Origin of the sequence: Vibrio sp. 10N.247.310.24 (genome assembly GCF_041467175.1) — a bacterium.
In the GTDB taxonomy this organism is placed as follows: Bacteria; Pseudomonadota; Gammaproteobacteria; order Enterobacterales; family Vibrionaceae; genus Vibrio; species Vibrio tasmaniensis_A.
In genome coordinates this window covers 33,142-46,681 of record NZ_JBFSUD010000025.1, presented here as the reverse complement: position 1 = coordinate 46,681, position 13,540 = coordinate 33,142, and the positions used below count along the sequence as shown (strand labels likewise).

Genomic DNA, 13,540 nt, shown 5'->3' with positions numbered 1-13,540 from the left:
ATAAAAATGAAGATTACTGCTCTAAACGCTGAATAATTTGCGCTGGAGGTAAGTAACCACTCACCAACTCACCGCTTGCTAGCACGATAGCCGGAGTGCCATTGATGCCAAGCTCACGACCGAGTTGGTATTGTTTAGCAATGATCTGCTTTTGCTCTGCTAGGTCTTTACCAGACGCTGGCATTTGACGATTGACTTTAGCATCATGCATAGCTGTTTTTGGATCGTCAGACGCCCAGATTGCCGCCATTTGATCGGCAACTTGTCCTGTCGCACCTTGACGTGGGTAAGCCATGTAACGAACGGTGATACCCAGATCGTTGTAGCCTTGCATTTGGCTGTGCAGACGAACACAGTAGCCACACGTAATGTCAGTAAATACCGTCACAACGTACTTTTCGTTATCTGCTTTGTATTCGATAACCGTATCCGACATCGCTGCAACTTTTTCAGCATTCAGTGGAGCTTGACGCTCAGCCAAAACATCACTGAACTTACCGTTTGCATCCAAAGAGTAAAGTGTACCGGCTAGAAAATGATCGCCCTCTGGAGAAGAAAAGATAATACCGCTGTTGGTTTGAACTTCTAAAAGACCATCGATATCCGAAGGAACAATCTTATCGACCTTAATACCGATTTTTTCAAAACGCTTAGTTAACGCAGCTGTATCAATAGCTTGAGCTGGAGCAGCTTCTACGGCTGTTGATGTTGTTTCTACTTTCGCTTCTGATGCATTACATGCAGTAATCATGAGAGGAAGCGCTAGTAGAGGAAGACGGCGTAATACGCTCATTAGGTTCACCTTAAAAATAAATGGATTTAAGCACGTGGGTGATGCTGAGCGTGAATTTGCTTCAGCCTTTCAGTCGCCACATGAGTATAAATTTGGGTGGTCGATAAGTCACTATGTCCAAGCAACATCTGTACGACCCTGAGATCGGCGCCATAGTTCAGTAAATGAGTGGCAAAAGCATGTCTCAATACGTGTGGAGACAATAATTCCGTGTCGATACCAGCGATAACCGAATAATGCTTAATGCGATACCAGAACGTTTGACGAGTCATTTGCTTAGCGCGTTTACTCGGAAAAACCACATCCGAGCTGTTATCACCGAGCAGTTGTGGGCGACCTTGTTCAATAAAAGTTTCTATCCAATCGACGGCGTTTTCGCCCATTGGCACCAAGCGCTCTTTACCGCCCTTACCGATCACACGCACCACACCTTGCCTTAGGCTGATGTTTTCCATGGTCAGGCTAACGAGCTCAGTCACACGAAGTCCAGTTGCATAGAGTAACTCAAGCATCGCTTTATCGCGAAGCTCGATTGGATCGTTTGGATCTGGCGCTTCAAGCAGCGAATCCACTTGCTCTTCACTCAAATCTTTTGGCAAGCGCTTCGGCAGTTTTGGACTGATCAACAGCGCACTAGGATCGTCGGCTCTTACTTTCTCGCGGTGTAGATATTGAAACAAGCGACGAATAGCCGACAACATACGAGCACGGGAAGTCTGCTTAAAGTCAGCATCGGCTAACCAACCTTGATAATCCTGTAGTCCTGAAAGACTAATAAAATCGAGGCGGTAATTGTTCTTTTCCATCCACGTTAGAAGCTTAGACAGGTCGGTACGGTACGAGACAAGCGTATTCTCAGATAATCCTCGCTCCATCCACATAGCATCTAAAAACTGTTCTACTAGACCGTGGTCTGCGCTCTGCCCTTGAGGCGACTGCATAGTGTTACTCACAATATTGGAAACTGTTTTGAGAGTATGCCAGAGCAAATATGAATGCCATAAAAATTACGACTTGAGCGGATAATCGCTGCAATCGAAGTCGATTTATGGTTAGAATTCGCCATCTGAAATTAAAATTGAACGTTTGATATGAAAATTGGATTATTTTACGGCTCAACCACCTGCTACACAGAAATGGCAGCAGAGAAAATTCGCGGCATTATTGGTGAAGACCTAGTTGATATCCATAACGTGAAAGAAACCCCTCTTTCATTGATGGCAGACTACGATCTTTTACTGCTCGGTATCTCAACTTGGGACTTCGGTGAAATCCAAGAAGATTGGAATGAACTGTGGGAAGACATTGCAACCACGCCAATGAAAGGCAAGGTTGTAGCGCTGTTTGGTTTAGGTGACCAAGAAGGCTACGGCGAGTGGTTCTTAGATGCGATGGGTCTATTGCATGATGAGCTGAAAATCGCTGGCGCAGAGTTTGTCGGTTTCTGGCCAAACGATGACAGCTACGAGTTCGAAGCGTCTAAAGCTCTCACTGAAGACCAATCTCAATTCGTTGGTTTGGCGCTTGATGAAGATTCACAATACGAACTGAGCGACGACCGTATCGCTAGCTGGGTTGAACAAGTACTGGTTGAGTACAGCGAAAAGCTATAACCAAACAGAAGTACACTCAGCTAAGTAACTCAGTAGCGAAGTAGCGAAGTAGCGAAGTAGCGAAGTAGCAGAATATTAAAAGATCACAGAATACAAAAAGGCCTCATTACTGCGAAGTAATGAGGCCTTTTCTATTTCATGTCGAAGGACAATGTCATCTCAACGGAAGATTAAACAGTCTCTTCAGCCATCTCTTGCTCTGTTGATTTACCAACGAAGAACATACAGATGATTGCGGCAGTTGTTGGAAGCAACCAACCCATACCGATTTCGAACAACGGCAGCATGTTCATTGCAGATACATCTATACCTGCAACTTTAGCACCATCGATAAGAGCAAACAGTAGAGACACTAATACCACTACGCGGTAAGCCGCTTTTGGATTAGGAAAACGGCTGCGCAAGAATGTCAGTGCGACCAATGCGATTGCTACTGGATAAAGTGCAAACAGAACTGGAACAGACAGAGAAATTAACTGAGAAAGGCCAACGTTCGCTACGGTTGCACAAGCTACACCGTTGATGATTACCCAGGTCTTGTAAGACAGAGGTGTTAGCGAGCTGAAGTAATCAGAACATGCTGATACAAGGCCAATCGCCGTCGTTAGACAAGCCAATAGTACGATCACAGAAAGCACGAGTTGACCTGAAGGGCCAAACAAAGATTGGACGTATAGGCTTAAGATAGCGCCGCCATTATCTGCACCCGCTGCAACTGTTGCGCTTGTTGCGCCCAGGAAGAACAGAGAGATGTAAACAAATGCTAGACCCGCAGCGGCAATACAGCCCGCACTGATTAGGTATTTAGTTGTTGCTGCGCGGTCAGTCACGCCTTTACTGCGAATTGCGTCAACAATCAGCATGCCAAACATCAAAGCAGCAAAAGTATCCATGGTGTTGTAGCCTTCAAGGAAACCTTTGGTCAGTGGCTGAGTGATGTACTCACCGTGAGCCGTAAGGACATCACCTTGTGGGTTAATGAACACAGCAACTGCCAGTACAACCAAACCAACGAATAGTGCAGGCGTAAGTACCTTGCCAATAACGTCAATAAGCTTACCTTGTGACCATGAGAAGAACATCGCTACCACAAAAAATGCAATCGAAAAGAGAGTTAGATGAACTTGAGTCGCATCAATGAAGAACGGCTTCACCGCCATCTCATAAGCAACAAGACCGGTACGTGGTGCAGCAAATGCAGGACCGATGATGATGAAGATCAGTACAGCCATGATAGTTGCTGCTTGCTTAGGAAGATCTTTCGTTAGATGACCCCATGAACCACCCGCCACTGCGACCGCGACGATAGTGATTAACGGCAGACCAACGGCAGTCAGCAGAAAACCAGACATCGCTGGAAGAAAGTGATCACCAGCTAATTGGCCAGCTAGAGGTGGGAAGATGATGTTCCCCGCACCTAAGAAAAACGCAAAAAGCATAAAGCCCAATGCCATTATATCTGTTAGTTTTAGACTCTGTTTCACAGATAATCCTTAATTATATTTATGAGTTTATGTTGTGCTTACATGAATGTTACAGCGAGAAGCTGCCAATCAATCTTTAAAATAGTCGCGCATAATGACGAAACACTCGGCTAGCTGCAAGTCACCATAAAAAAACACCATATAAATTTGCATATATAAACAAAAAGTAGTGAATTAAACTAAATATATGCAGATTAACATAATTATCAACCAATCATTGTTAGCAACAATAGATAAGCAATTAGAATATTAATTTACACAAATAGTTAACATTAGAGCTAATCACTTAAAATATCTCGATAATCAGAATATTCATGAAAGACAAAACGATAAATACTAAAAGCTTCAATTTTAAGAGGTTCTCTATTTGCGGAGGACAGAGCGGCATGCCTGTTAGCACCGATGGAGTACTACTCGGCTCATGGATTAACCTTGCCCCTGAATCATTAGTACTCGATATAGGCACTGGAACAGGGCTATTAGCCTTAATGGCAGCACAACGTTTTGAGGATGCTTCAATCTCTGCGATCGATATTGATCAGCACGCCATTGATGCTGCCACAGTCAATATTGAGCAGTCGCCTTGGCAAGATCGTATCTCCCTTCATCACGACAGCGTGTTAACCACGGATTTCTCGCAACAATTTGATGCCATAATTTGTAATCCGCCCTACTTCAACTCTGGTGAACAGGCACAGCAAAGTCAAAGAGCCACCGCTAGACACACCGACAGCTTGGATCACCTTCAACTTGCCCAGTGTTGTTTCGAGATAACAACTGATGCCGCCACCGCCAGTTTTATACTGCCGACGCCCGAAGGAGAAGGCTTCATAAAACTTGCCGAGCAATGTGGTTGGTACCTAGCAAAGCGCCTTGATGTGAAAACAACCGACAAAAAACCGCCAAGCAGAATCCTGTTTGAACTATCTAAAGATCCTGTTAGCGAGCAAGATTTGCAGCGTGAATCGCTTACGATCCATCACGATGGCGGTTATAGCGAGGCATTTATTGCCCTTACTAAAGATTTTTATCTCAAGATGTAGCAAATACCATGTGATCCTAATCACTAATGCTTCTATAATGTCCGACTACTCTTTTTTATCGTCTGCTTTTTGAGGCAGAAACATTTATTGCTTGTGGAGAAACAACAGTGATCAGAACCTTTGCAGAACTCGATCTAAACCAAGAGCTGCTTAAAGCAATTGACGAAATGGGCTACGAACGCCCAACACAGATACAAGCTGAAGCAATCCCACAAGCGTTAGATGGAAGAGACGTTTTGGCTTCTGCGCCAACAGGTACTGGTAAAACAGCATCATTTGTATTGCCAGCACTGCAATACCTACTGGATTTCCCACGTAAGAAATCTGGCCCTGCACGTATGCTTATCCTGACGCCAACGCGTGAGCTAGCAATGCAGATCACCGAACAAGCACGTGAGCTTGCTAAATACACCAGCCTGAATATCTTTACGATCACGGGCGGTGTGATGTACCAAGAGCACGCAGATATCTTAAGCACGACTCAAGATATCGTAGTCGCAACACCTGGTCGTTTAATGGAATACATTGAAGGCGAGCGTTTTGACTGCCGTGCGATTGAATGGTTAGTTCTCGATGAAGCAGACCGTATGCTAGACATGGGCTTTGGTCCTGTTGTTGACCGTCTGTCTGCAGAGTGTCGCTGGCGTAAACAAACTTTACTTTTCTCAGCAACGCTAGAAGGTAAAGGTATTGAAGGTTTCACTGAAGACCTTCTGAAAAATCCAGCAGAGATCGATGCAAAATCGTCATTGCGTGAACGTAAGAAGATAACTCAATGGTATCACCGTGCCGATTCAGCTAAGCACAAGCTTGATATCCTAAAACATATCATCACAGAGCAAGCTGAACGCAGCATCATCTTCTTGAAGACTCGTGACCGCCTAGGTGACCTACGAGCTCAGTTAGAAAGTGCACAGATCCCTTGTGTATGGATCCAAGGTGAAATGCCTCAAGATCGTCGTAACAACGCGATTTCTCGTTTCCGCGACGGTTCTATCAACGTACTGCTGGCAACGGACGTCGCAGCTCGTGGTATCGACCTTCCAGATGTGAGCCACGTTATTAACTACGACATGCCACGTACTGCAGATGTTTACCTACACCGTATCGGCCGTACGGCTCGTGCAGGTAAGAAAGGTAACGCGGTTTCTATCATTGAAGCGCACGATCAGCTAATGATTGAACGTGTGGCTCGTTACACTGAAGATGCGATCAAAGAACGCTTCATCGAAGGCATGCGTCCAACGCATAAGAAAGCCGCGGTAACAAAGAAAAAGAAACCGAAGAAAGAAGATAAGAAAGCGGTAGCGAAGCAAAAAATTGCTAAGAAAAAGAAAATCGCTAAGAAAAAGAAAGCCGTTAAGAACAAGTAATCTAACCGCCTTTCAATGATTCAATAAAAAGCCCCATGCAGTTATCTGCATGGGGCTTTTCTCTATCTGGCCTGTCTCGGTCTCTAATATTAACTACAGGCTAAAACCGAGAGTAACTCGTTAGCCAAGGGCTGTTAGTTTTGCTCTTCACGCTTGAAGACTAACTCTTTCGCGTTCGACTCTTCTTCAACGAAGTAGTAACCTGCGGTATCAAACTTGGTTAGCGCTTCCACTGAATCGATTTTGTTCTCAATGATGTAGCGAGCCATCATGCCACGCGCTTTCTTGGCGTAAAAACTAATCACCTTGTACTGGCCATTCTTGCAGTCTTTAAAAACTGGCGTGATGATTTGACCATCAAGGCTCTTCGGCTTCACCGCTTTAAAGTATTCGTTCGATGCTAGGTTGATCAACACATTGTCGCCTTGAGCATTCAGCGCTTCATTCAGCTTATCTGTGATGATGTTACCCCAGAACTGGTACAAGTTAGTACCACGAGCATTGGCCAAACGTGTACCCATCTCTAGGCGGTATGGCTGCATCAGATCTAACGGCTTAAGCAAGCCATATAACCCAGAAAGCATGCGCAGGTGATTCTGTGCGTAGTCAAAATCATCGTCCGACAGTGTTTCAGCATCTAAGCCAGTGTACACATCGCCCTTAAAGGCTAGGATTGCTTGACGTGCATTGTCTTGGGTAAAGGTTTCGCTCCATTGCTCAAAGCGCGCTACGTTCAGCCCAGCAATCTTATCGCTTACCTTCATCAGTGCTGATACATCAGCAGGTGTCAGCTTACGACACACTTCAATAAGCTCTGCAGAGTGCTCAACAAACTCTGGCTGGCTGAAGCGCTCAGTCGCTAATGGTGATTCGTAATCTAATGTCTTGGCTGGAGAAACGACAACTAACATAACTTTACCCTAATCGGTTATCTAACTGGATGCAGCTAGAGTATAGAAAAAACATCAACTTGTCTTTATGACTCTTCCTATTACTTTGATAGACAGATCTAGCTGTAAGTCGCTTACAAAGAAGAATCTCTTACAAAGAAAAATCGATAATAAAGAAAATATCGCAGGCAAAGAAAAAGGCTAAGGTCGAAACCTTAGCCTTTCTAATGATTTTAGGATGAGTGATGAATCACTCCAACAAGATTACTTCTTCTTGTTGTTAACCCAAATACCATCTTCCAATTGAGCCTTAAGCTCTGGGAAATCATCCGCATCGAACGTGGGTACTTTACCCGCGTCTAATTGACGGTTGTAGTCTTTCGCTAGCTTAATCACGATACCCGACAGCAAGATGATCGCTACCAAGTTCACAATCGCCATTAGGCCCATCGATACGTCAGCTAATGCCCATACCGTTGGCAGTGTCGCGAGAGAACCGAACATAACCATACCCAGTACAACGATACGGAACAGCACTAGGCCCTTCTTGTTGTTGTGCTCTAAGAAGATAAGGTTTGTTTCTGCGTACGAGTAGTTTGCAATGATTGAAGTGAAAGCGAAGAAGAAAATCGCTACCGCTACAAAGATACCACCCCATTCGCCGACTTGTGCTGTTAGTGCACGTTGCGTGAGTTCGATACCCGTTACTTCACCGTGTGGTACATATTCACCAGACATCAAGATGATTGCTACTGTTGCAGAACAGATAACAATTGTGTCCATGAACACACCTAGCATTTGCACATAACCTTGTGATGCTGGGTGTGGTGGGTAAGGCGTAGCAGAAGCTGCTGCGTTTGGCGCAGAACCCATACCCGCTTCGTTCGAGAACAAACCACGTTTGATGCCGTTAATCATCGCTTGTGCGATTGCGTAACCTAGGCCACCCGCTGCTGCTTCTTGCAGACCGAATGCACTCTTGAAGATAAGAGCCAGAACTTCAGGCACTTTCTCAATGTTCATTAGCATTACGTAGATAGCGATAGCTAAGTAAGCCAGTGCCATAATTGGAACAATGATTTCTGCAGTGCGAGCAATCTTACGGATACCACCGAAGATAACGAATGCAGAGATAATTACGATACCAACACCAACGTAGCTGCGCTCAAAGTCGAATGCCGTGTTCATTGCGCTTGCAATCGCGTTCGCTTGAACCGCGTTGAATACAAGACCGAATGCAATGATTAGGAAGATAGAGAATAGAACCCCCATCCAACGCATACCTAGGCCTTTCTCCATGTAGTATGCAGGGCCGCCGCGGTAGTTACCGTCGTTATCACGCGTTTTGTATAGCTGTGCCAGTGTGCTTTCTGCAAACGATGTTGCCATACCTAGCATGGCAATTAGCCACATCCAGAAGATAGCGCCAGGGCCACCAGCGGTTAGTGCTACAGCAACACCAGCCATGTTACCCGTACCGACACGTGCTGCTAGACTAGTACAAAGTGCTTGGAAAGAGGAGATACCTGCACTGTCTGCTTTACGGCTGTTTCTAAGAACAGAAAACATGTGGCCGAAATGGCGGAATTGAATGAAACCTAGTCGTACAGTGAAGTAGATACCCACACCAACGAGTAAGTAAACTAAGATAGATCCCCAAAGGAGATCGTTCATCAAATTGATTAAGTCTGTCACGTGAACCTCGTAATTGAGTTTAAGCACCGATCTTGCTTCCTAGCCTTCCTCTAGATCACCTATGCCAGTGTCAATAGTTGTGTCGGCATTAGATTTATATTTATTTGTTGCGATCTAGATTGTAAATGTCGCTTCATGCATCCATTTTACGTATCGGTGTATTTTTTGACGGGCGGATAATGCAGCGAGACGGCCTAAAAATCAATATGAAAATAAACACATATTAAAATGACATTTCACTAATAATACACCTTTTTTTAACACAACTTTCAACAATAGCGCCTAATAAAAGTCACATTGTCAGGACATAATATCAACAAAAACTAAGGCACTATAAAAACAAAAACACCACCCCGTAAAAATGACGTCAGCCTAGGTTTTACAAGGTATAGTGAAGATCTGTGTTTTTTTCTAGGGTAATGAGATCCCTATACTACACGACACAATGCGCACTTAAATGCACTGTAGTCAAAATGCTATTCCATTTGCACAATGAATTAACATTCAATCCCCCCTAATTTAATCGTTTACTTAAGTTTGTTTGCTTGTTTTTTGTACACAAAAATCCCCGAAATGTGTGAGCATGCATAATAAAACAGAACAAAAACTTCATATATTTGAAACAAATGAGAAACAAATCAAGGTTATTGTGAACTTAAATATGATATTTAATGGTTCGTAAGAACGAATCCCACGGAAGGAGATATGCTTATGGATAGCTTTCAATTCGATGAATTATCAGAACTAGAAATGCCTCGTACCACTCAAAAAACACGCTCTAAACCACTCAAACGTAAATGGCGTGAAATTGAGGCAATCAATGATCGTAGACAGCTTGAGAAAGAGCTTAGAGAGATGAACCTAGGTCTCGATTTTAGCCTTGACGATATAAAGCTTTAATCAGCACGATAAGAAATCAGATAGCAAAAAGCACCTGTACAGGTGCCTTTTTTATTTTACGAGGTATTTAATCCGCTCAAAGCGTCATTTGGGAACTAGCCCTCTAAAATAGAGAGCATCTAAAATAGTCACGCTTCAACATGACAACTGGCTAAACGCACTCTTGTTCATTTTGTCGAACACGAGCCGCGAGTTGGCGGTACTCATCAGCAATTGTCTCTCCAAAGACAGGGTCGTCTTCAGGTTGAAGCCATTGAGACTCCACCTCTTGCCAATCTTTAACTGTGAACGACTCAACAATCATTGGTAACACATGCTTCTCTTCATATTCCATGTGTTTTCGTTGAGCTTTAACAAAAGCTTCAAGCTGCTCAATAAATACTTGTTGAGGAACCACCGCATCTTGAAGGATCATATCGACCACACCTAAAAAGTCCGCCGTTTTCTCAGAAAGCAATTGATGCTCCAGTTCCAAGTCTTCAATCACTTGATCACTGCCATATTGCTTAAGGTAGTAACGATAAATAACATCTTCTTTCGGGTGATGCACCTTGTCTGAATGGTCCATGAGATAATGAACCACCTCTGCGATCAGGCTATAGTTTATTTCTCGCTCCTGTTTCAGAAACTCTAACTTACTGTTGAGTATCGCGAGCAAACGAGCCATATAGCCATGCTCTCGTCTTATCCTTTCAATCATCATAGTATTGCACTCCATTACACCTACTGTTTATAAGTGTATATGAAGATAGCAATTTGTGGTTTGACCCTGCTCAGAAAACCATCAATCTACAGTGCCAGTGGTAATGTCCAATCGATAGGCTGTTGATTAATAGAAGAGAGTAGCTCGTTGGTCATCGAAAAATGCTGACAACCGAAGAAACCACGGCGTGCTGATAATGGTGATGGATGAGGTGCAACCAACACATGGTGCTTGTCTGCATCAATCGCTTGGCCTTTCTTCTGGGCGTGTGCGCCCCACAACAAGAAGATGATCGGTTCAGAGCGCTGATTGAGCTCTGCAATAACGGCATCGGTAAAGGTTTCCCAACCACACTTAGCATGTGAGTGGGCTTTTGCCTCTTCTACTGTAAGGACAGTGTTCAACATCAACACCCCTTGAGATGCCCAAGAATCGAGGTAGCCATGACTCGGGATCTCAAAGCCCTCTATATCTTGTGCAAGCTCTTTGTACATATTACGTAGAGAAGGAGGGATTTTTACACCTGGCAGTACAGAAAAAGCTAAGCCATGAGCTTGGTTAGCGCCGTGATAAGGATCTTGCCCTAGGATAACCACGCGTACGGACTCGAAAGGCGTCATATCGAAGGCACTGAACACCTGCTCTTGAGGAGGGTAGACGGTTTTCCCACTATTGCGTTGCTGTTCAACAAACGCGAGGACACTCTGAAAGTACTCTTTGTCACGTTCATCATTAATAATGGATTCCCAAGTCTTTGGTGCGCTCATCGTTTTACTTCCCAATCATCAAGGTTTCTAGGGGCTTTCGCCAGACAAAAAATAGCTGTATCGGCTAACTGTCCTAAATAAGGCTTTAGGGCGTGTTGACCTTTCGTGGTTAAATTTTGTTCGAGATAAAAGCGTTTTAATCGCGGCGAGGGAGAAGTAGCATAGTCATTCTAAGCAAATCTCCCTCAACAAAGAGTAAAACGCTTTTAGCCGAACCCTCCGGGCAGCGTTTGCTGGTCATTTCTACTGCGTTAGCGGCTTCTCATGTAGGCTAGCTACACGTCAAAGCCTCTGCCTTGTATAAATACCCAGCAACTCGCTGCAAAAATCAGCTCGAAAGATCAACACGCCCTATTTATACCTCATACAGCTATCAATAAACATGATGTGTAGGGTTCACTTGTTGATGAATCATAATAATCAGTTCAAGTTGTGTTTATCTCGATTAGCCACTTTTCTGCTGTGTACGGTGGTGCCCGTGGTTATGCACGTGACGGTTTGGTGTTGGTAAACGGCGTGCGACAGCAACAGTTGAAGTTTGGGTGATTGAATACATAAAGGCACCTCCTCTAAGACATCGTGAACTACATATTCACTTTAATACTATGAAAGAAAGGTGCCAATTTTTAGGAGTAGAAGGAAATTAATTATTCCCTCTATTATTACGCGTCTTCGCTCGCTAGCGTTGCTGAGCGATGGAACATCCTAAGTTGTTGAATTTCCTCTTTCCAGATAGTCGAATCAATGGTTTCTAAAATGAGAGGGATACCATTAAAGCGAGAATCAGAGGCTATATACTCAAAACAATCCCAGCCTATTTCGCCTTTTCCTAAAGAATGGTGTCGATCTACACGGCTTGCAAACTCAGCTTTTGAATCATTGATGTGCATTGCTCTTAGATAGTGCATGCCGACAATGCGGTCGAACTCAGCAAAAGTATGATCACATGCTTCTTTTGTTCGTAGGTCATAACCGGCTGTAAAAGTATGGCAAGTGTCTAAACACACACCAACGCGTGATTTATCTTCTACTTGGTCGATGATCTCTGCTAGTTGCTCAAACTTCCAGCCAAGGTTCGTCCCCTGCCCTGAGGTATTCTCAATCACCGCAATCACATCAGGCACCGCTTGATGAGCCAAGTTGATAGACTCAGCGATCTTGGCCAAACATTCGCTTTCTGAGATTTTCTTCAAATGACTCCCAGGATGAAAATTCAAAAGCGTGAGTCCTAGTTGGTTACAACGCTCCATTTCATCAATAAAAGCCGCACGTGATTTCTCTAGCTTCTCTTCTTCTGGTGCTCCTAAATTAATAAGGTAGGAGTCATGAGGAAGGATGTGCTCAGCGCTAAAACCTAACATTTTACAGTTGGCTTTAAAGGCGCTGATGGTTTTGGCTTCTAGCGGCTTTGCTGCCCACTGTCTTTGGTTTTTGGTGAACAGTGCAAAAGCATTGGCGCCAATCTCTCTTGCGCGCATTGGCGCCTGATCAACACCGCCCGCAGCAGACACATGCGCACCAATAAACTTAATATTAGTTTCAGGTTTTGAAGATGAATTATTGTTTGTCATTAAATCACTTTACACTTTCAGGATGCTTAATAATTAAAGGGTCGTATCACTTACAGGTCAATAAAAACACAACAAATGTAGTAAATTTACAACAAATGCCACTGTTAAATATTTTTTATACTTTAAAATATTTTGTAATTACTTTGTTTTCAAAGGTTTTATTGATTTAACTCAAAGTAATCACCTTGAAAAAAATGAGGTTTTTGGTTGTTTTTTGACTTAAATCAATATTAAACTACCACAAACTAGGTATATATTACTCAGCTCAATAAAATTCGAAAGTTAACACCATAATCAAACCACATAAAGTGGACTAGGAGATAGTTATGATCCAAGGTATTCAAATTACTAAAGCAGCAAACGATGACCTACTAAACTCAATCTGGCTACTAGATAGCGAGAAGAATGAAGCTCGTTGTGTTGTTGCTACTTCAGGTTTCGAAGCTGACCAAGTTATCTCAGCTGCAGACCTAGGCGAGTACGAAAGCCGTGAAGTTGCTATCGAAGCAGCACCACGCATCGAAGGTGGTCAACACCTAAACGTTAACGTTCTTAAGCGTGAAACGCTAGAAGATGCTGTTGCTCACCCAGAGAACTACCCACAGCTAACTATCCGTGTATCGGGTTACGCTGTACGTTTCAACTCTCTAACTACTGAACAGCAACGTGACGTTATCGCACGTACGTTCACTGAGTCTCTATAATTTT

General features: G+C 43.7%; 13 protein-coding genes. 5 read left to right on the top strand and 8 right to left on the bottom strand.

Annotated features, from left to right (window positions below):
* Positions 1–13: 13 nt before the first annotated feature.
* Positions 14–793 carry a thioredoxin fold domain-containing protein gene (locus tag AB6E08_RS10220; protein ID WP_372066233.1) on the bottom strand — a complete coding sequence of 260 codons (780 nt, stop codon included), beginning with the start codon at positions 791–793 and terminating at the stop codon, positions 14–16.
* Between the two features lie 26 nt (positions 794–819).
* Positions 820–1,734, bottom strand: coding sequence for a site-specific tyrosine recombinase XerD (gene xerD, locus AB6E08_RS10215; protein WP_041472738.1), 915 nt, complete (start codon positions 1,732–1,734; stop codon positions 820–822).
* 150 nt (positions 1,735–1,884) lie between these two features.
* Here xerD and fldB point away from each other — a divergent pair, with 150 nt between their 5' ends.
* Entirely contained in the window at positions 1,885–2,406 is a 522-nt protein-coding gene (gene fldB / locus AB6E08_RS10210) for a flavodoxin FldB (RefSeq protein WP_009848425.1), read from the top strand.
* 170 nt (positions 2,407–2,576) lie between these two features.
* Here the strand turns inward: fldB and brnQ are convergent, their stop codons facing one another.
* Positions 2,577–3,890: a branched-chain amino acid transport system II carrier protein gene (gene brnQ, locus AB6E08_RS10205; protein WP_012603259.1), complete on the bottom strand. Its 1,314-nt coding sequence runs from the start codon at positions 3,888–3,890 to the stop codon at positions 2,577–2,579.
* Between the two features lie 314 nt (positions 3,891–4,204).
* On the opposite strand from brnQ, the gene AB6E08_RS10200 reads away from it, so the two are divergent.
* Together AB6E08_RS10200 and srmB are read left to right on the top strand one after the other, a co-directional pair.
* Complete coding sequence (locus AB6E08_RS10200; RefSeq protein ID WP_372066238.1) at positions 4,205–4,933, top strand: tRNA1(Val) (adenine(37)-N6)-methyltransferase; 729 nt, start codon at positions 4,205–4,207, stop codon at positions 4,931–4,933.
* Positions 4,934–5,040: 107 nt separating this feature from the next.
* Positions 5,041–6,306 (top strand): ATP-dependent RNA helicase SrmB, encoded by a 1,266-nt coding sequence (srmB, locus tag AB6E08_RS10195; RefSeq protein WP_009848422.1) that lies wholly within the window; start codon positions 5,041–5,043, stop codon positions 6,304–6,306.
* A gap of 134 nt (positions 6,307–6,440) precedes the next feature.
* On the opposite strand, the gene yaaA is transcribed toward srmB, so the two are convergent.
* A complete protein-coding gene (yaaA, locus tag AB6E08_RS10190; RefSeq protein ID WP_065681769.1) occupies positions 6,441–7,217 on the bottom strand; it encodes a peroxide stress protein YaaA in 777 nt (258 codons plus the stop codon).
* Between the two features lie 243 nt (positions 7,218–7,460).
* Positions 7,461–8,891 carry a sodium:alanine symporter family protein gene (locus AB6E08_RS10185; RefSeq protein WP_009848420.1) on the bottom strand — a complete coding sequence of 477 codons (1,431 nt, stop codon included), beginning with the start codon at positions 8,889–8,891 and terminating at the stop codon, positions 7,461–7,463.
* A gap of 711 nt (positions 8,892–9,602) precedes the next feature.
* On the opposite strand from AB6E08_RS10185, the gene AB6E08_RS10180 reads away from it, so the two are divergent.
* A complete protein-coding gene (locus tag AB6E08_RS10180; RefSeq protein ID WP_009848419.1) occupies positions 9,603–9,791 on the top strand; it encodes a DUF3545 family protein in 189 nt (62 codons plus the stop codon).
* A gap of 151 nt (positions 9,792–9,942) precedes the next feature.
* Here AB6E08_RS10180 and AB6E08_RS10175 read toward each other — a convergent pair whose 3' ends face one another.
* The 3 genes from AB6E08_RS10175 to nfo all read right to left on the bottom strand — a co-directional run bounded on the left by AB6E08_RS10175 (position 9,943) and on the right by nfo (position 12,832).
* Positions 9,943–10,494: a hemerythrin domain-containing protein gene (locus tag AB6E08_RS10175; protein ID WP_017098332.1), complete on the bottom strand. Its 552-nt coding sequence runs from the start codon at positions 10,492–10,494 to the stop codon at positions 9,943–9,945.
* Positions 10,495–10,580: 86 nt separating this feature from the next.
* Positions 10,581–11,261: a uracil-DNA glycosylase gene (gene ung / locus AB6E08_RS10170; RefSeq protein WP_122047553.1), complete on the bottom strand. Its 681-nt coding sequence runs from the start codon at positions 11,259–11,261 to the stop codon at positions 10,581–10,583.
* 662 nt (positions 11,262–11,923) lie between these two features.
* Positions 11,924–12,832 (bottom strand): deoxyribonuclease IV, encoded by a 909-nt coding sequence (nfo, locus tag AB6E08_RS10165; RefSeq protein WP_009848416.1) that lies wholly within the window; start codon positions 12,830–12,832, stop codon positions 11,924–11,926.
* A 326-nt stretch (positions 12,833–13,158) separates the two neighbouring features.
* Between nfo and grcA the strand changes: the two genes are divergently transcribed.
* Positions 13,159–13,536, top strand: coding sequence for an autonomous glycyl radical cofactor GrcA (gene grcA / locus AB6E08_RS10160; RefSeq protein WP_009848415.1), 378 nt, complete (start codon positions 13,159–13,161; stop codon positions 13,534–13,536).
* Positions 13,537–13,540 lie beyond the last annotated feature (4 nt).